Here is an 18,561-nt window from a genome sequence, read left to right as displayed (position 1 = left end):
AGATCCACACTGGTCCACTCCTGTAAATCACTCAGACGATCTCTTCGAGATAAAAAGTGAACGATTGAAGAGATTTGAACCACGGTCTCATCGGGAACGGTTGAAGCTTCCACAAGAACCAAACGGTCATCCTGCAAGGCACCGATTTCGATGAGCACCGCCTCGAGCCGTTTTTCTTGAGATCGAATGGGCAGTTCATTGGCCCCCCAAGGCCCAACCGCAAACACAAAGGCAGCAATCGCCAAAGGAATCAGCATCATCTGAAGTCGTTGTCTCTTAATAAAAGCAAAGTAAAAAGACTCCAAAACAAGACATGCGCCAAGGATCAAGCCCAAGTAACGCATTTCCGTGAGACCATACTGTTCAATGCGCATTCCAAGCGCGATGAAATACATCGCCAGAAAAGGCAGAAGTGCCGCAAAGAACCAGCGTTGCCAAGTTTGTCTCCAAGGATAAGAAATGAGGTAAAACCCAAAAGTCACCAATGAGAGGTAAAGCACCGGATACGCCACCTGCCCGCTGGGCCATTCTGTTGTAATAAGAATCTTAAGCGCGTACACCGTCAGGATTCCAAAGAACAATACTGAAATGGGGGTGAGCAAATAGGCACTGAGCGGTCTAAAAAAATGAGGGTGCTCCGTATTCTTTTCCAAAGTCTTCCAATCTTGAGGAAGCCCAATATGCACAAACATGGGTAAGACAAAAAAGAAAGCGAACATTGCCATGGTCTCCATCCAACGATAATCAATATCCACCTCAAACAAAGTACGAATACTCTCAAGAGCCAAGGTCAAAGATGCCGCCAAAATTCCACTACACGCAAAACCTAAAATCAATATAAAAAGAATCCGCGTGCAATAGGTCCAAAATCCATTGTTTTGATTATTTTTCCAGTGTGGCAACACAAAGAGCAAGCTATAAAAGGCCCCGCCCCACAGCATAAACACCTGAATGTCTTCCTCCCGCATCGTATCCTCCGTGGTGAAGAATAAAAACAAAGCCGCCCCCAAACCCAAAAGCAGGGGCCAACGCTTTTTAAAGAAGAGAGAAAACGCCGTAAAAATGGGGAGCGTCACCCAAAAAATAACAATGAGTTGCATGATCTTTTCATCTTTAAATTCATGGGGCGTCCAAAGATCCAAGACCATGAGAGAAAAGGCCGCAAGAATAATGGCCATGCTCACCGGAAACCGGTAAAACGAGGCTTTGGTCCGTACGAGCAAAGATTTAAAAAAGGATTGGAGTTTATTCATGAAAGGCGGTTAGATGCCCAAAGCCTACTCTTGAATTTTAAAAGTGAAAAGCCTGTGTTACACTGCCGCCATGATTAAAACTCGCTTTGCCCCATCTCCAACCGGTTACCTCCACATTGGAGGACTCCGCACCGCGCTCTATTCCTACCTGTTTGCCAAGCAAAACAAAGGTATTTTTGCCCTCCGCATCGAAGACACGGATCAAAAACGCTTTGTGGAAGGCGCCGTGGAAAGCCTGCAAAACGCCCTTCATTTTTTTGATCTGAACTGGGACGAGGGTCCGATTTTTCAATCCAAACGAACCGAGATTTATGCAAAATACGCCAAAGAATTGGTGGAAAACGGCCACGCCTATCCCTGTTTTTGCACCTCTGAACGGCTCGATGAAATGCGTAAAGCACAAGAAGCCCAAAAACTCCCCCCCAAATACGATGGCCTTTGCACACACTTGAGCCTCAGCGAACGACAAGCACGCATCGAAGCCGGTGAAGCCCATGTCATCCGTCAACGAATCCCCCAAGAAGATCTTTTCTTTAATGATCTCGTTCGTGGCGATCTTCAGTTTCACGGCAAAGACATCGACGATCAAGTCCTCATCAAATCCGACGGCTTCCCCACTTACCACTTGGCCAATGTGGTGGATGACCATGAGATGGAAATCACCCATGTGATCCGCGGTGAGGAATGGCTCCCTTCCACCCCAAAGCACCTTTGGCTCTACAAAGCTTTTGGATGGAAGGCCCCCGAATTTGCCCACCTGCCCCTGCTCCTCAATCCGGACCGCAGCAAACTCAGCAAGCGCCAAGGCGATGTCGCGGCCGAAGACTATATAAAGAAAGGCTACCTTAAGGAAGCCATCGTTAACTTTATTGCCTTTTTAGGCTGGAACCCGGGAACGGAGGAAGAGCTCTTCACTCTTGAACAATTGGTGGAACGGTTCAGCCTCGATCGCGTTCAAAAAGCCGGCGCCGTGTTCAATCTGGAAAAGTTGGATTGGCTGAACGGTCACTACATCCGCCAAAAATCTCTCCCGGAATTAGAGGTGCTGATTTTGCCTTATTTAAAGGATGAACCCTGGTTCAAAGGTGAACTCAAGCCCGAGATTCTGGCCTCCGTTCAGCTGCGCATGAAAACCCTCTCCGAAGCCCCAGCCCTCCTCAAACCTCTTCTTCTAGAGGAGTTCGACTATGACCTTGGTCTTTTCCTCAACGAAAAAATGAAAGTGGACAAGGCTACCGCAGTTTTGGCGCTCGAAAATTCCATCCCCGCTCTGGAAAATTTAGCTGATGGAGCAGATGAAGAAGCCATCAAAGCTTGCCTCATGGAAGTGATCGAAAAATTGGGCCTCAAAAACGGCCAAGTCCTCTGGCCTCTCCGCATCGCACTGAGCAACGAACAGTATTCCCCGGGGGTCTTCGAACTGGTCAAACTCTTGGGCAAAGAACTCAGTATTAAAAGGGTAAAAAGAGCCCTTGACAAAATTAGATAGCTGGCTTATTCTGATATAAGGCTTTTTAACCCCAAGCTCCTATGTCACACAATTCAAACGGTCCAGAAAATCCTGATAATGATGTCGAAGTCGATCCCTTAGATGTGGATGGAGAGGTAGATATGGATGGAGAAGACGGCGCCCCCGTAGAAACTAATGAAGCCCCCGAAGGCAGTCTGCCAATGGAGATTCTCGGTATTTTACAAAAAAACGCTACAGCAGGGGCAGACATCGAGGCCCTCACCTTTGCCGCCAACAGCTTTGCCAGCAGAAATGAAAGAGCGGTTCAAATTCTTACTGAGCTCTCTGACGAAGAAAAGATGGCCTTAATGGAAAAAGGTCTGACCGGACTCTCCTTCAGTCGATTTGAAAAAATCGTCGCTGTACTTTCACCGGGAGCAGTGCTAGGGAAAAAGCTAGTCGAAGCGCTGTGGGGAGGGCTCAAACGCAATTTCTTCGCAAAATTCATCCCGGATCCCTTGATCAGTGACATCTCCATGTTGGTCAACAAGCCTACCGTTGCGGCCATGTTTTCCTTGGGAATCGTTCCTGCTTCAACGGAAGTGGCAGCCGCTGCCGATCAAGCTTTCTCAAACTTCATAAAAACGAGTAAAACCGCTGGAACTGTTCTCAAAGTGGGTGGCATGGTCACCGGACATGTAGAAGCTACAGAGGCAGGTGAACTTATTCAGAGGGGAGTGACAATGGGAAATCTAGTGGTGGAACGGATGCCCAAAGTGCGTGAACACATGAATGCCGAACGAGCCGCTGAAGCGGAAGCAGCAGCTCAGGTACAAGCTGCTCAAGAAGCAAAGCATGCCGCTGAGGCAGACGCCGTACAGCCTGAAGTCGCACTCGATGCAACACCTGGAGCGCCACTCAAGAAAAACATCGGAGCGCCACCTGAAGTAATAACTCCAAAGCCACTCGAGGCAACAACCGGAAGGCCACCTGAAAGGATAACACCAGCGCCACTCCACGCAAGCCCCGCATTCGAAACCAAGAGAGCCGCGTAAGTGATAAAAATCGGCAAACAAAGGCCCGTCATGGAAAATCCTGACGGGCTTTTTAAATCGCCGCCTGCGTCCTTTTCTCCCATACTTTTAGATTCACTGAATGCGCCAAAACATGGTGCGCTTTGCAGAGCGGCGCAAGATAGTGAGGATCGTGGCGGTGGCTCAGCGCAAAGGTTTGCGTGTGATGCAGTTGTTCTGCTGGGCGTTTGCAGCTGGCGATGGAACATTTGCTACCATGTTCTTTTTGAAGGACTTTGCGGGTTCGTACAGGCACAGGGCGAGATTGCCTTTCAGGCAAATGTGCAGCAATGACTGCTTTTTCTTCTGCTATTTCCTGGTCTCTTCTGTCCAACATTCCCATGAGGACTTCATTTAAATTGAGGCCTTTTTCTTGTAGTTCCAACAAGCGGGCGGTGACTTTCTCATCCAAGTTTAAGTTGTGCGCGCGCACAGATTTTCCTTCAATTTGTGGCTTAAGAAAGCCATTTAATTTTTGAAATCGCTCATCTCGCACCAAAGTTTCCACTGCCGCCTGGGGCAAAAGTTTCACTGCTTCCGCCAGGTCTTCCTGGTTCGCCACTGTGGCAATAGAAGCCACCCGGGCTAACTTATTCACACTCACCCCGCCAGTCTCCAAAAGTCCCTTCAAGGTGGGCAGCTCCTGAAACCTCCTTTCTAGCTGCAAAACCCGCCTCACTTGTTCTTCACTCAGTCCGGCCAGTTTAAAAGAAAACTCAAAAATAGACCCGAAGCCGCGCTTCTCATACAACCGCCTTCGCTGCACTTCCGGGAGGAGGCCCATAAACTTCCTTCGCCAAAGGAGGGCGTTCTTTCCAAAAAACTTAGCTTTTCTATACAGTTCGGCATCGGTCATAGTGAGGGGGTTACTGAATCTTAATTCTACCACAAAACCACCCCATTAACAGGTTTAAACCCCCATTCCCCCATGACAAAAGCTATGGGTGAGGGTGTAATCACCTTTGCCCTGTGGGCCCACTCAACCGAGGCGCCCCATCAAGCAACCGCCGCGCCGCCCCTGAAGCACCCCCTCCGGCAAAAATTCGCTGGAAGCAGCCGAAGAAAAGCGCTAAAATAGAAGCACCCCTTAAAGAACAATATGAATTTTCATGACCTCAAAGCCATTGTGGGGCAAATCAAAAGAGGTATGCGTTGCCAAACCTGCAACGGGAAATACACCGATTTTGATGTGGATATTATTGGGATCACAAGCTGCGAAGAGAGTTTCTTTCAAGTTTTTTGCCCAAACTGCAATATGGAGGCCGTGATTCATGTACACACCGATATAGCTGGAGTCCCCTATGATGAAGAGGATATGCCAATCCGTTTAGGAAGCGCCCCACGAATGGAATATATTTCCTCCAACGAAGTCTTGGATATGCACAACTTTCTTAAGAACTTCTCCGGAAGTTTCGATGAAATCTTCAAAGAAAAACATCAGAATTCTTAAGGCCGCCGCCATGAAATTGCCGACCCCACTCCTCCTCGCCACCCTTTTACTTCTTCCTGCCTGCAGTATGCTCTCAAAGGCCACACAGGAGTCTTTGGAAGCGGTGGAAAATATTAAAAATGAAGCCGTGGAAATAAAGGATGAAGTGGTGGAAACGGTTGACCAGGTGAATGAGGCTAAAGATTCAGTAGTCGAGGCCACCGGTGCCGTGAACGAAGCGGTGAGCGATCTCAAGGCAATCGGCGAATAAAACGAATAAATCCGCACCCAAAATGGAGGACTTTTTAAAGCAAGTTTGGGACCGTGCGAAAGAAAATCCCAAGCGGATTGTTTTTGCAGAAGGATCTGAGCCCCGCGTTGCAGAAGCCATAAAAATCATCAGCAAAGAGAATTTGGCAATTCCAGTTGTATTTGGCGAACCAAGTAAAGATCCCCGTTTTGAAACTCTCGTTAAAAAATTCATGGAGCTCCGTGGCGCACGAGAAGAAGAGGCGCGAAGCAAGATGCGAACGGCCCACTATTTTGCCACCATGCTTGTACACGAAGGGGAAGCGGATGGAATGATTGCCGGCCCGAGCGCCGCCTCCCGTGAACGCATTCTTCCAGCCCTGGAAATCATAAAAACAAAAGAAAAAGGATGGAAGGCCTCGGGCCTCTTTTTTATGGTGCTCCCTACGGATACGAACCCGGACGCCGCCAACGGCGGCGTCCTCGTCTTTGCGGATTGTGCCGTAAACACTGATCCTTCCGTGGAGACACTGACTCAAATTGCTTCCGACAGCGCGGCAAGCGCGAAGCAGTTTGGCTTGGAACAAAAAATCGCCCTGCTCTCTTTTTCCACGGGAGAAAACAGCCAAACCCCTCAAGCTCAAAAATTGCATGCCGTCGCCAAACTGGTGAAACAACAAAATCCTTCCTTGAGCATTGAGGGCCCCATGCAAGTGGACGCCGCGCTCATCGATGCCGTGGGCCAGTTCAAAGACCCCAGCTCCCCTCTCGCCGGCCATGCCAATATCCTCATCTTCCCAGATTTAGAAGCCGGAAACATTGCCTATAAACTAGTGGAGCGGCTCGCGGGCGCCAAGGCCATCGGCCCCATTTTGCAAGGACTACAAAAACCCGTCAACGAACTCTCTCGCGGTGCTTCCGTCGAAGACATCGTTCATCTGACCGCCTTCACCACGGTCCAAGCGCAAATGAAATATTGACAAAAAAACCGTTTTTGATAAACTCAAGGTTACTATGACACTTCATTCAACCCATTGCCGCAAGTTCGAAGCCCAATTGGGTCTTGCTGTGTCTAGCCTCGCCATTATTCTAGTCCTAAACTAGCAGCGAGGTTTTTTTATTCACAAACCTCGCTTGCACAAGCGGGGCGTTTTTATATTTAACCCCCTATTCTATGGCCCCTCGAAACTTTCCCGGACTGACTGAAAATCCTTTCCAACAAATGAAGAGAGGAGAAATGCCTCACCGCGGATTTGAAGCATGGCAAAAAAGCACCGGCCCAGAGACCAGGGTCGACACGAGCCACAAAGTCCACGAGGCATTGGCAGCACCAAGGGCCCCGCACGGCGGCCTTTAGCTCTTCCACTTGAGCACTTTCACTTCTTTGGGATCGTCGCCGGTCTCACAAATGGTGGATTGATGGTCACGGATCTTTTGCTCCAAAAGCGCGATGAGTGTATCGCGTTTTTTGGCAACCGCTTTATTGTGCGGCGAGGCCAAGCGGATCATGTCCATACTCAAGTGGTAAAAATCCGTTTCATTCACCACCTTAAGATCAAAAGGAGTGGTGGTGGATCCGCGTTCCTGGTAACCATGCAAACTGAATCGTTTGGCATCCACAAAGGACCAAAGCACCTGCTCCATGTCATTGGTGTACCCATGATAGTTGATGACCACCGGCTTATCTTTTGTAAAATATTTCTCCACCATGGCTTCGTTGATGCATGCGTGAGAGCTACCACAGTAGTCTCCCATACACAGCCCGGTGAGTTCAGAAATATTCACCATGCGAATCTTCATTTCCGGCACCAGTTCTTTACACAGTTGAATGGCGTGCATGGCTTCCTGCGTCATGTAATCTCCGGCGCTGGCCAAAACAACATCCGGATTTCGACTCGCCTCGCGGCCCGTCGCCCACTCCCAAATTCCAATACCCGCCTTGGCCTGCTCACGGGCCTCCGCCAAACTGAGCCACTGAGGCACTTCGCGTTTGTCCGCCACAATCACACTAATGGTGTTGGGTTTTTGAAAAGCTTCTTCCATGGCCGCCAAAAAACTGTTGGCATCACAGGGGTAATACACTTGGCAAAACTCCCCATGCTTTTGCAAAAGATTGCTCACAAAACTTGGATTTTGGTGCGAATATCCATTGTGCTCCTGCCTCCACCCCACACTGCCCAAATGATAAACCAAAGGAGGCACGGGCTTACGCCATTTCACTTTAAAGCTCTGTTTTAAAAACTTGGCATACTGATCCACCATGCTCGCAATAATCGTAAGAAAAGCCTCATAACTGGAGAAGAATCCAAAACGACCGGTGAGCGTGTATCCCATCATCCAGCCCTGCAAAGTGTGCTCCGAAAGCATCTCCAGAATGCGCCCGTCGGGCTGCATGTGCTCATCATTTTTGTTGAGTGGCCACATAAAGCCCCGTCCCGTTTTTTCAAACACGGCTTTGAACAAATTCGATTCCAATTCATCGGGACAAAAGATGCGAAATGTCTTAGGATTGAGCACCGTAAGGTCTCGTAAAAACTCCGCACCCACCGGCGTGCTTCCCGCCTGTACCTGTCCCCGTTTCTTAAATTTGAGCGCATACTTCCCCGCCGCCGGCAATTTGAGCGGCTGCATGATATTCCCTCCAATAGCATGCTTGCATGCTCCGATGCGCTTGGCCCCCGTGGGCACAAACTCCAAAACCTCCGGCTTGGGCCGCCCCTGTGCATCCACCAATTCTTGAATTTTATAAATCTTGAGCCAGCTCTCAATAGCCTTGAGCGCCGTGGGATCTTCCTTGGGATGTCCAACGGGAACGCCATGCGCACGAAAAGATCCTTCAATACTGTGTCCATGAAATTTCTGAATCCCCTTCCAGCCCTTGGGAGACCGAAGCAAAATCACAGGCCACTTGGGCTTTAAAAATGCTTTCTTGCTCTTCCGTGCAGCCTTTTGAATTTTACGAATGCGTTGATACGCCTCCTCCATCACCTCCATCATCTTGCTTTCCAAATTGGGGGCTTCCACAATAAAAGGCTCATAACCATAACCCACAAACAAGGATCGAAGTTCTTTATCATCCATGCGCCCAAAAATAGTGGGGTTTGAAATTTTGTAACCATTGATGTGCACAATAGGAAGCACCGCTCCACTGGTCCGTGGATTGAGAAATTTATTACTGTGCCAAGCCGCCGCGATGGGCCCGGTCTCCGCTTCTCCATCTCCAACCACCACTGCTGCAATCAAGTTGGGGTTATCCATCACCGCGCCAAAGGCGGTGGCTAAACTGTAACCCAATTCACCACCTTCCAAAATGGACCCGGGAACTCCGGGCGTCACATGACTGGGAAACGCCGTGTGCGGCCAGCTAAAATCATGAATCAATCGTGCCATTCCCTTCCCATCCCGCGGAAAATCCGGATAAAATTCCGTCAGTGTTTTTTCGGCAAACAAGTTCGCTAAAATAGACGGTGCACCATGCCCCGGCCCCGTGACCAAAAGCATTTCCGCATCGTGCTTCCACACTAAATAATTCAAATTGGCATAAATAAAATTGAGTCCGGGAACCGTTCCCCAATGCCCCAAAATGCGTTCTTTAATGTGCTCGGGCTTGAGCTTTTCCGCAAGCAAAGCATTGTCCTTTAAATAGAGCTGCGCCGCCCCGATGTAATCGGTGTAACGCAAGTATTTTTTAAGCCACTGCAGGGCCTGCTTGTCGGTTTTAGTCATGGCGAGACTTAAGAGACAAGGTCATTCTAACGATAGTCCTTAAGAAGAACAATGTTTCCCTCATTTTTAACCATTTCATAGTAACTTTTATCTGCCGTAATAAAAGGGACTCCTTTTGTAAGCGCCAAAGCATGGTAGGCAGCATCATAAAAAGATATTTTAGGATATTTTCTTTTGAGTCCAAAGGCCACCGAGGCGATGGAAATATCAATGAAACATCCAACGAATCCAAGCATTTTAATTTTTGAAAAATGGCTTTCGGCAGAGTCTAAAAATTTCTGAGCAAACACATTGGAGACCTCAACAAAAAAGTGCTCCGGAACCAAAATACGAAATTGCCCCTCCCCATGCCGGTAATATAGTTTTAAGGCCTGTTCCAAATCCTCTTCTTCTGGAGAAAACCATTTAAGAACCAAAGAAGCGTCCACAACAATAAACTTATTTTCTTCCATAATTTTTTGCTTCAATGATCTCTTCTGTCGTGAGTCGCAGGGTATTTTTGGCTCTCAATTCATCAATCATTTCCATGGCTTTTCGCCTTTTAAGAAGGCTCAGTGCCTCCTCAAAAGCTTCATTTGCAAAATTACTCCGCTCCCCTTCAGGAACATACTGTTTCATTTCTAAGACCAGCTTTCGGTCAAGCATGAAATTCACTTTCTCTCGATTCAATCGTTTATGTGAATGCATGGGGTAAGTTTATTACCCCATTATCTTACCCCACTTTTACCGGTGGATCAAGACCATTCCCATCACATTTTTTATGTGTTAAAGTTTGCTTACGCCATGGCAATTCTCGTTCTCAATGCCGGTTCTTCTTCCCTCCGTTTTGCGCTCTTTGATGAAGAGTTGGATCAAGTCTACAAGGGTCATATCGATGCCATTGGACAAAAACACTGTCATTTTAGGAGGTCTTTTAAAGATGGCCCGGAAGAGACCGTCCCCACAAAAATAAAAAACCACGAAGAAGCCTTGAGTTACGGCTTGGGCCGTTTACAAGATGATGGAATCGTAAAAAATTTAAAGGAAATCAAAAAAGTAGCCCACCGCGTGGTGCACGGCGGAGAAGCCTTTAAAAAACCGACACGCATCAACTTTTTGGTTTTAAAAAAACTTGCGGGACTCAATGCTCTGGCCCCTTTACACAACCCGTCCAATCTCAGCACTCTCAAAGCTTGTCTCAAAAAAATCCCCTCAGCCAAACATTTTGCCGTCTTCGACACCGCTTTTCATCACAGTCTTCCGGCAAAGGCTTTTCTTTATGGACTTCCCTATGCACTGTACAAAAAAGAAGGGATTCGTCGTTATGGTTTCCATGGAACCAGCCACGCCGGAGCAGCGGAAGCGGCCTCCAAACACCTCAAAAAAAAGTCGCCCTCGCTCATCACCTGCCACATTGGCAATGGGGTGAGCCTCTGCGCCATTAAAAACGGGAAATCCATAGACACTTCCATGGGTTTCACCCCACTGGAAGGCCCCATGATGGGCACTCGCTCCGGCAGCATTGATCCCGCCATCATTTTTCATCTCCAAAAGAAACAAAAACCGGAGGCCGTGCATCATCTTTTGGAGCATGAATCCGGATTCAAGGGTCTTTCGGGCATCGGCTCCGATATCCGTAGCCTGTGGGCAAAACCCAAGGCACCCGGAACCCTCCGCACCTTTGAAGTCTTCAGTTATCAAGTGGCCAAACTCATCGGCAGTTATTTCATACCGCTGGGCGGCCTTCCCGATGCCATTGTCTTTACCGCCGGAATTGGTGAAAACGCCTTCTACCTCCGCCGCCAAATTTGCGATTATTTAAAACCCTTTGGCCTGGAGCTGGACGAAGCTGCGAACAAGAAAAACGCAGTCTGCATTTCAAAAACAAAATCCAGCATTAAAGTTCTGGTCCTGCCCAGCCAAGAAGAAAAGTTTATGGCCCAACTCATAAAGAGTAGTGGAGGAAAATAAGAGGATCGTGAGGGAGTAAGACTTGGCCTAGCGGCCCGGAGCGCTCCCAAAGGAGTCTTCTATTTCTGATAGTCTATTCAAAACTCAGTTCATACAAAGCTTGCGTAGTGGTGAGCACAATCACATTGCGATCTTTATCGATGAAAAAGTCAACGAGCGTACCTTTCAAATCTTCAAAGACATATTGAGCGTTATAAGTGAGATCCGCATTCTTGGCGCTCTTATCAAAGATAAACAGTCGATCATCGGAAGGATCCAAAATGTAGAGCTGATTGATTTCAAGATCCGTATACACTTGGCTGGCCCCTTCCATGGAAGTGAGAGGCGCTTTTTTGATCTCAAATTCAACGAGACTACCGCTCAGATATTTGAGCAAACCGCCATCCTGATTGAGCAACCAAATGCTGCCGTCCACCGCCAAGGAAACCGCATCCGTCAGATCGATTTCATCAGAAAAGTAGGGCTGAGCTCCTCCGTAACCATCGGTTCCCCGTTGGTATCGCCAAATTTGATTGGAAATCGGATCCAAAACATAAACTTTGTTGGAGTAAGTCGCAATATCCACGCCCGTATGCCAGTCCACATCCGCGGTATCGGCAAATTGCGCGTTGCCATTGGTGTATTCAATAAGATTTCCTCCCGCTGTCACCATCACCACCGTGTCATAGTCTTCAAAAAACTCTCCAGCAAGAACCTTATCATTGGCATCCAGCAAGTCGGGAGATTCAACTTGATCCAAAAGAATTTGATATGCATTTTGAGCCGTGTACGCCACGATGCGGTCGCCATAAACATCCACTCCAATCAAGGAGGCTCCCGCCAAAGAATCACTCAGATCCGCGAGCAAACGAATGCTGTCTTTATCCACCACTTGAACATTGTCCAAAGCATTCCTCTGATCCTCCACTTCATCCAAGATTTGGCTGGCTTCTCCACCCGAAAACCCGGAGTCGAGCACGGTGATCGCCAAAGCCTCCGCCTGATCCAAAAGTTCATTCGCCGCCGCTTTATCAAAAGCACCCTGCGTTTGAGCTTGAGTGATGTTTTCTTGAGCCAAAGCCAGATTGTCCTCCATCTCCTGAATTTTCCTTTGTTTCCCAAGCACCGAGGTCATGAGGAACAGTCCAATCAGAAGAACGGCACCCACCGTTCCCAGTGCAAATAAGAGTTTTTTCTTTTCCCAAGATCGAACCGTGTCCAAAAAGGCCCAAGTTTCTTTACGAGCCGCAAATTTACGAAGTTCTTCAATCCCCTTGTTCAAGCGCCCCACACGAGGTCGATCCTCATCCGCATGGAGCGCCGAAGGCACCGGCCGCTCATCTTCATCCTCAATTTCTTCTTCCCTCTTATGGTCCCTCACCACGGGAGCTTCCGAAAGAGACTCTGTTTTCTCCAAAACCTCGAAAGCCAACAGCATCATTTGATCCTCCATATCCCCCTGCAAAAGATCCTCCAGCTCTTTCATGGCATCCGGCAAAGCTTGCTCGGAAAAGATCTTAGACAGATCATTTGGCGTCACAAACTGAATGAGCGGACCTGTAACGAACATCAAAGAGTCCCCCACTTCCATCCCTCCACTCGCAATATTTTGGAAAAGCTCTTCTTTATTCTTCTCATCATAAAGCCCCTCGGTGATCGAACTCACATGTCGTTTGCGAAGCAAATAGCCTTGCGCCTCCCCTCGTTGAGACAAAAAGACCATGTCCTTTTGAATCACTCCAATAATCACATTCACATTGGGCACAAATTTGAGGTCTAATTCCTTCTCTTTCTCATTCACCATCCTGTTGATTTCCCGCAGCGCACTCTCAAAACGATCATAAGGATCTCCCGAAAGGTCATCCAAGAAGTGGTCTTGCAAGAGTTGAAAGGCTTCTTTGGCCACTTCGGGCCCGGGAACCTGAGTGCTGTGAATAGAGATGAGTAAGAAGAGGGAGATTTTCTCCTTTCCAATGCCGTCGTCCCACTCCGTATAGAAGTGCTCGGTAAAACCCTGAGGTTTACGGCCCAAAATCAGGGATTCTTGTTGAAGTTGTAGAAACATAGATAAACGGTATCCAGATGAACCCACTGTACAAAAGATTTTGGCTTTTAGCAATCCTCTCTCCAATACCCTTGACTTTCGTGAGAAGCCTGAATAAAATCACCGCACTACCAAGCGAGCCCAAAAGGCTTGCTAGGCAATAACGCCGCGTAAGCGGCACCAACACAACCATGTTAGGAAAACTTAAAAGACGGAAACGAGCTCGAACCCATGGCTTCCTCAAGCGAATGTCTACAAAAAGTGGACAAGCGGTGCTGAACCGCCGCCGCGCTAAGGGCCGCCATCAGCTTACGGTATCTGTTCGTCGTGATAAAACGAAGTAAACGAATTCATGGTAAGACGGCGGTGGGAGCTATTTTAAAGGATGAAAAGTCCATAGCTACCCCTTTTTTTGTGGTATTTAAGAAGGAGAATGGCCTTGGAGAAAATCATTATGCCGTGCTTGTGGGGAAGAAACTCGAGAAATCCGCAGTGAAGCGAAACCGAAAACGCCGACAGATCTATGAGATCGTTCGCCTCTTGGAAAAAGAAGATCTCGTGCCAAAGACAAATTCTTTTGATATAGTGCTTCTAGCTCGAAGACCGGTGGTCAAAGCCTCCTTTGACGAGCTGCAATCCAGTTTAAAAAACATCCTCAAGCCATGAAAAAATTCAATATTTTCCCTTACCTATTGGTCTTTTTGGCCACTATTTTGATTATGCAGGCCTTCCAAGGAGGGAAAAGCGACACTTCTCTGGAAAGCGGTGATCTTGCTTTCAAAACTCAAAAAAATGAATATGCGATAGGAAAAGAGGTCAAAGTGGTGCTCCAAAACAACAGTACGGAGCCCATAACGCTGACCTACGAATGTGTGGATTCCGGAGCGGAGGTCGATTTTCTCCACCCTCCTTTTAAAGTTTTGCGTTATGCGGATGAAGCCTTTACAGAAGTGAGCAGCCAAAACCTGCCCGAATGCACCACGAACAAAGATCAAATCATTGAACCCGGGAAAAAGACCACCATCAGCCTCTTGAATTACAGTTATTCCTATTTTGGAGAGCTGGGCCGATACAAATTGGAATGGAATGAGTTCAGTTCTCCGGAATTCGAAATCCACAATCCCAGCGTACTCACCAAATTGTGGCGCACTCTCATTTATCAACCGTTGCTCAATGTTTTGGTGGGCATCCTTATTTATATGCCCGGACATCACCTGGGCTTGGCCATTATTTTGCTCACTTTGGTGATTCGAACCATTCTTTTGGTCCCCTCTCAAAAGGCAATGAAGGCGCAAAAACGCATGCAAGAGCTCCAACCTAAATTGGAAGAACTGAAGAAAAAGTACGCCAATGACCAAACCCGACTGGCGCAAGAAACCATGTTGCTCTGGAAAAGCAGCAAAACAAATCCTCTGTCGAGTTGTTTGCCCATGCTCATCCAATTTCCAATCCTTATTGCTCTGTTTTATGTGATCAACGGAGGGCTTTCTCCAGATCGGATCACTCTGATTTACGATTTTCTTCCGGCCTTTTCTCTTCACGAAATCAACTCCTCTTTCTTTGGTTTTGATCTGCTCACCAAAAGCGTCATCGTCTTGCCCATCATTGTGGGGGGATTGCAATTTTTACAGATGCAATTGATGCAGGCCAAACAAAAGAAGAAGAAAGATGAAAAGAAAAAGGACGAAAAAGCGGGGGATGCCAAGCCCAATGAGATGGAAATGGCCAACAAAATGATGAAATATTTGATGCCCGCCATGATCGCGGTGTTCACCGCCCAGCTCCCCGCAGCCGTGGGTCTATACTGGGGAACTTCAACTTTCTATGGCATACTCCAACAACTTGTGGTAAATAAAGAGGGCCCAAAAAAAGAGTCCCCTGAAGATTCCGTTCAAGTACGAGTGATCGACCGCAAACATTAGATTACCCTAAACCATTCGTTATTATGGAAAAGCAAATCAAAAAGCTCGTATCGGAGTTCCTCGTAAAATTAGGCATCGATTTCACCGATATTGAGATTGAGGAGACCGAACCGAAAAACTTCCGTGTGAATTCCGTTTCGGAAGAACCCAGCCTTTTGATCGGCCACCATGGTGAAAACCTTTTGGCCATGCAAAAAATTCTCACCGTTATGTTCCACAAACAGTTGGGAGAAGACATCACCATCTCCTTTGATGTAGACAACTATCGCAAGCGCCAAGAAGAAAATGTACTCACCATCGCCGAACAAAAAATGAAAGAAGTGGAAAGCAGCAAAATCCAAGCCGCTCTTCCCCCCATGTCTCCTTATTTCCGCCGTCTCGTTCACATGATGATCAAGACCAAAGGCTACGACAATTTAGTCACCGAAAGCATCGGCGAAGGCAACTACCGACAAGTCGTGATTAAGTATAAACAGTGAGGTCCATCACCTTTTTAGGTCCCATCCTCGCTTCTCTCCTCCTGGCACCCGGCGTCACCTCCGGAGCTTTAAGCAGTTGGTACACGGATGTTCCGGATCACCATGCCTATTACGACGGGGTTTATTACGGAACTCAAGCGGGCTTTCTCACGGGATACGAAGATGGATCTTTTGGCCCCATGAACCCGGTGAATCGAGTGGAGGCTTTAAAGATGATTCTGGAGGTGAGTGAAGTGCCCCTGGAGTGGACAGAGGTCGCCAGCTTCCCGGACATTGAAGTGGACGCTTGGTATATAAATTATGTGAATACTGCAGCCGAGCTGGACATTGTAAGCGGCCATGAAGATGGATCCCTTAAACCTCTGGACACCGTGAACCGAGCCGAAGCGCTTAAAATGTTGATTTTGGCCACGGGACTCCAAAGTGAACTCCCCGGCGTCGCAAACGATGCCTGGTACACCGCCTACCTCCAATACGGAATTGATCACGCCCTTATTGTCCCCGATGACACCGGGGATTACCTCCCCGGCAGTCCCCTCACCCGTGGGGAACTCGCCGATTTGATTTATCGTTTTAAAAAACAGCCCTTCACCAGCCAAGTGGAATATGGAATCGCCTCGTACTACGGCTACAGTTTCGATGGGCACAACACCGCTTCCGGCACAGCCCTCGAGGCCTACGGCTTCATGGCCGCCCACAAAACCCTTCCTTTCGGAACTTTAGTTCGCGTCACCAATCTGGACACCCAAATCACCGTGGTGGTGGAAGTGGTCGACCGTGGCCCCTATACCGAGGGCTATATCATCGACCTCACCCCAGCCGCTTTTGAACAGATTGGAGCCCTCTCCACAGGCTTACTGAACACTCGACTGGAAGTCTTAAATCAGTAATGGTAAAGTAAAAGCCATGATGGATCCACTCACCCACGCCGTTCGCCCTTTCAAGTGGAGAAGAAGCCGCAAGCCCCTTTCCCTTGAAGTCCGAAGCACTTATCAAATCCTCATTGGGACGCTGCTCTTTTTGGCCATCAGCAGCACCGGAACTTATCTCTACATGAACAGCCGCGGACCCGCAAAAGGCTACGAGTTGAAGCAACTGCAAATCGACTACGAATCTCTTCAATCAGACCTCCGAAAACTCGACCGAAGCGTAGTGGAGGCGCAATCCTTCATCCATTTGGAAGAAAGCGAGATTTTGCAAGAAATGGAAGTGACCGAAGATCAAGATCTTTCCTACCTCGAAGAAAGCGGTTTTGCCCAAAACTCCAAAACTTCTTCCATGACGGATGATTGAGACGCTGCTCAAAATACTCGATCAAGAATTCCCAAACCCGGAGGCTCCCCTCGAGCATCGCAATGCTTTTGAATTGCTGATCTCCGTGATTTTATCGGCACAGTGCACGGATGAACGGGTGAACCTCATCACCCCGCTGCTCTTTCCAAAAGATCACGGCTGCACTCCGGAGGATATTTTGGCAATGGGAGAAGAAACGGTGAAAAAAATAATCTTTCCCTGCGGCTATTTCAACAGTAAGACCAAGGCCATCATGGGCTGCGCCAGGGCGATTCAGGCGCTTGGGGGAGAAGTTCCCAGCACCCTGGAGGCGTTGACCTCTCTCCCCGGCGTGGGCGCAAAAACAGCTCAAGTGGTGCAAGCACAATGGTTCAACATGCCCGCCTTCCCTGTGGACACTCACATTCATCGCGTGTGCAACCGTCTGGGCTTGGCAGATTCCGGAAAGAATCGGGATAAAACCGAGCGCCAGGTCAAAGCCGTCGTGCCCAAAGAACATTGGTCTAAGCTGCACCTCCAGTTGATTTTTCATGGCCGCAAAACCTGCACCGCCCGTAAGCCCAAATGTGAAAGCTGCCCCTTGTACAAAATCTGTCCCTGGCCTGGGAAAACGACAAAAAAACGGAGATAAGGTGAAAGAGGAATGAAGGACTTGTGAGCTACATAAAGGCTCTCGTAGCGAGCAAGTCTTTCATCCCTCTTATTTACATCCTATTTCCGTTTTTTTCCGCGGCCTCGTCTCCAGATCCAAAGGGCAATGCCCACCAAAATCAGAGGCCAGCCAAAAATAAGGAGATAAATGGCGGAGTCCGCCAAATCCTGCAAAAAGACAGCCCAGTTGCTCAAGGCCTCCCGCAAAGTGCTGAGCGGCCTCCAAGTTTCTTGCACCGCCTGAACACTTTCATCTTCGGTTAAATAAAGCTCAATGGTGGAATAGTCCACGGTGCTGTCGTAATATTTCAGCTGTCCTTCAATGCTTTCAATCTCATATCGAACCGCGGAAAGATAATCGGTAACCTGTAAAATCTCCTCCACCGTCGTGGCCCTGTCCAAAATAGCAAGGTACTGAACTTCCGCTTCTTTTGCATTACTCAGGCGTGCTTCAAGATCCATGTACGCTTCCGTCACATTGGACGCATTGGTGCTTTCGCTGTCCACATAAACCGCCAAAGCCTTGAGTCCCGCCAAAGCGGTATCAAACTGGGCAGAAGGCACTTTCACCGTCATGTTCGCAACATAAGCATTTTCATAACGATTCACATTGGAGGCACTTACTTCCCCACCCCAAAGCTTAACATTAGACTGGATAGCAGCCACTCCATCTTGAACACTCTCCATGTGCAAGGCGAGCGATCCCGTTTTAATCACTTTTTGCTCCACCCCTTCCACCACCCCACCCCCATTGATCACCAAAGAAGAATCCATCTTCCTCTCGACACTGTCCGCCGCCATTTCATAACTCTCCTCCATCATTTTAGGTGCATCCGTACTGCCAAAATCAGAATCCGTTACCGTGTCCCGAGTCCCAAAAGAGCTACAACCGCTCAAAACGAAGAGCGCAAGAATAAAGAGTGTAAGTTTTTTCATATGGCGAGGTGAAGATGAAAAAAGGTTATCATCAAAGAATAGAAAGCGCAAATTGGCATGTTCCAATGACATCAACCTACACGGGATTGACACAGTCTCAACATATGTGGTTTAATCCCCTCTTGCC

At 48.1% G+C, this 18,561-nt stretch carries 17 protein-coding genes and 2 pseudogenes; 12 read left to right on the top strand and 7 right to left on the bottom strand.

Features of this window, described 5'->3' with window-relative positions; all coding sequences use genetic code 25:
• Nucleotides 1-230 precede the first annotated feature (230 nt).
• Nucleotides 231-1,253: pseudogene (locus tag WC777_03565) on the bottom strand (DUF4153 domain-containing protein).
• A gap of 70 nt (nucleotides 1,254-1,323) precedes the next feature.
• Between WC777_03565 and gltX the strand changes: the two are divergent.
• Both gltX and WC777_03555 read left to right on the top strand, forming a co-directional pair.
• Nucleotides 1,324-2,742: a glutamate--tRNA ligase gene (gene gltX / locus WC777_03560; GenBank protein MFA6024265.1), complete on the top strand. Its 1,419-nt coding sequence runs from the start codon at nucleotides 1,324-1,326 to the stop codon at nucleotides 2,740-2,742.
• A gap of 41 nt (nucleotides 2,743-2,783) precedes the next feature.
• Nucleotides 2,784-3,758, top strand: coding sequence for a hypothetical protein (locus WC777_03555; protein MFA6024264.1), 975 nt, complete (start codon nucleotides 2,784-2,786; stop codon nucleotides 3,756-3,758).
• A 52-nt stretch (nucleotides 3,759-3,810) separates the two neighbouring features.
• Here WC777_03555 and WC777_03550 read toward each other — a convergent pair whose 3' ends face one another.
• Entirely contained in the window at nucleotides 3,811-4,632 is an 822-nt protein-coding gene (locus tag WC777_03550) for a hypothetical protein (GenBank protein MFA6024263.1), read from the bottom strand.
• A 243-nt stretch (nucleotides 4,633-4,875) separates the two neighbouring features.
• On the opposite strand from WC777_03550, the gene WC777_03545 reads away from it, so the two are divergent.
• The 3 genes from WC777_03545 to WC777_03535 are packed head-to-tail and all read left to right on the top strand — an operon-like array spanning nucleotide 4,876 to nucleotide 6,455.
• Entirely contained in the window at nucleotides 4,876-5,226 is a 351-nt protein-coding gene (locus WC777_03545) for a hypothetical protein (protein ID MFA6024262.1), read from the top strand.
• Nucleotides 5,227-5,236: 10 nt separating this feature from the next.
• On the top strand, nucleotides 5,237-5,476 hold the full coding sequence (locus WC777_03540; protein MFA6024261.1) for a hypothetical protein: 240 nt from the start codon (nucleotides 5,237-5,239) through the stop codon (nucleotides 5,474-5,476).
• Between the two features lie 22 nt (nucleotides 5,477-5,498).
• Nucleotides 5,499-6,455 carry a phosphate acyltransferase gene (locus WC777_03535; GenBank protein ID MFA6024260.1) on the top strand — a complete coding sequence of 319 codons (957 nt, stop codon included), beginning with the start codon at nucleotides 5,499-5,501 and terminating at the stop codon, nucleotides 6,453-6,455.
• A 352-nt stretch (nucleotides 6,456-6,807) separates the two neighbouring features.
• Here the strand turns inward: WC777_03535 and WC777_03530 are convergent, their stop codons facing one another.
• From WC777_03530 to WC777_03520, 3 genes are read right to left on the bottom strand one after another with little or no spacing between them, the layout of a single operon-like run.
• On the bottom strand, nucleotides 6,808-9,180 hold the full coding sequence (locus tag WC777_03530) for a phosphoketolase family protein (GenBank protein MFA6024259.1): 2,373 nt from the start codon (nucleotides 9,178-9,180) through the stop codon (nucleotides 6,808-6,810).
• Between the two features lie 26 nt (nucleotides 9,181-9,206).
• Nucleotides 9,207-9,632: a type II toxin-antitoxin system VapC family toxin gene (locus tag WC777_03525; GenBank protein ID MFA6024258.1), complete on the bottom strand. Its 426-nt coding sequence runs from the start codon at nucleotides 9,630-9,632 to the stop codon at nucleotides 9,207-9,209.
• On the bottom strand, nucleotides 9,619-9,867 hold the full coding sequence (locus tag WC777_03520) for a hypothetical protein (protein ID MFA6024257.1): 249 nt from the start codon (nucleotides 9,865-9,867) through the stop codon (nucleotides 9,619-9,621). The genes WC777_03525 and WC777_03520 overlap by 14 nt, the downstream gene beginning before the upstream one ends.
• A gap of 96 nt (nucleotides 9,868-9,963) precedes the next feature.
• Here WC777_03520 and WC777_03515 point away from each other — a divergent pair, with 96 nt between their 5' ends.
• The gene (locus tag WC777_03515; GenBank protein ID MFA6024256.1) at nucleotides 9,964-11,130 is read left to right on the top strand and encodes an acetate/propionate family kinase; all 1,167 of its coding nucleotides are present in this window, start codon (nucleotides 9,964-9,966) and stop codon (nucleotides 11,128-11,130) included.
• 73 nt (nucleotides 11,131-11,203) lie between these two features.
• Here the strand turns inward: WC777_03515 and WC777_03510 are convergent, their stop codons facing one another.
• On the bottom strand, nucleotides 11,204-13,174 hold the full coding sequence (locus WC777_03510; protein ID MFA6024255.1) for a hypothetical protein: 1,971 nt from the start codon (nucleotides 13,172-13,174) through the stop codon (nucleotides 11,204-11,206).
• A gap of 170 nt (nucleotides 13,175-13,344) precedes the next feature.
• Between WC777_03510 and rpmH the strand changes: the two genes are divergently transcribed.
• The 6 genes and pseudogenes from rpmH (at nucleotide 13,345) to nth (ending at nucleotide 17,478) form a co-directional block, all read left to right on the top strand.
• On the top strand, nucleotides 13,345-13,497 hold the full coding sequence (gene rpmH, locus WC777_03505) for a 50S ribosomal protein L34 (protein ID MFA6024254.1): 153 nt from the start codon (nucleotides 13,345-13,347) through the stop codon (nucleotides 13,495-13,497).
• Nucleotides 13,481-13,801: pseudogene (gene rnpA / locus WC777_03500) on the top strand (ribonuclease P protein component). The gene rpmH and the pseudogene rnpA overlap by 17 nt, the downstream one beginning before the upstream one ends.
• 14 nt (nucleotides 13,802-13,815) lie before the next feature.
• A complete protein-coding gene (locus WC777_03495; protein ID MFA6024253.1) occupies nucleotides 13,816-15,075 on the top strand; it encodes a YidC/Oxa1 family membrane protein insertase in 1,260 nt (419 codons plus the stop codon).
• A 23-nt stretch (nucleotides 15,076-15,098) separates the two neighbouring features.
• Nucleotides 15,099-15,572 (top strand): R3H domain-containing nucleic acid-binding protein, encoded by a 474-nt coding sequence (locus WC777_03490; protein ID MFA6024252.1) that lies wholly within the window; start codon nucleotides 15,099-15,101, stop codon nucleotides 15,570-15,572.
• Nucleotides 15,551-16,444 (top strand): septal ring lytic transglycosylase RlpA family protein, encoded by an 894-nt coding sequence (locus tag WC777_03485; protein ID MFA6024251.1) that lies wholly within the window; start codon nucleotides 15,551-15,553, stop codon nucleotides 16,442-16,444. The genes WC777_03490 and WC777_03485 overlap by 22 nt, the downstream gene beginning before the upstream one ends.
• Before the next feature lie 395 nt (nucleotides 16,445-16,839).
• Nucleotides 16,840-17,478: an endonuclease III gene (gene nth, locus WC777_03480; GenBank protein MFA6024250.1), complete on the top strand. Its 639-nt coding sequence runs from the start codon at nucleotides 16,840-16,842 to the stop codon at nucleotides 17,476-17,478.
• A gap of 80 nt (nucleotides 17,479-17,558) precedes the next feature.
• On the opposite strand, the gene WC777_03475 is transcribed toward nth, so the two are convergent.
• Nucleotides 17,559-18,434 (bottom strand): DUF4349 domain-containing protein, encoded by an 876-nt coding sequence (locus WC777_03475; protein ID MFA6024249.1) that lies wholly within the window; start codon nucleotides 18,432-18,434, stop codon nucleotides 17,559-17,561.
• Between the last annotated feature and the right edge of the window lie 127 nt (nucleotides 18,435-18,561).

Source organism: Candidatus Gracilibacteria bacterium (assembly GCA_041661045.1).
Taxonomy (GTDB): domain Bacteria; phylum Patescibacteriota; class Gracilibacteria; order UBA1369; family 2-02-FULL-48-14; genus 2-02-FULL-48-14.
The sequence above is the reverse complement of the archived record's forward strand: the minus strand, read 5'-3'. Positions and strand labels throughout refer to the sequence as shown.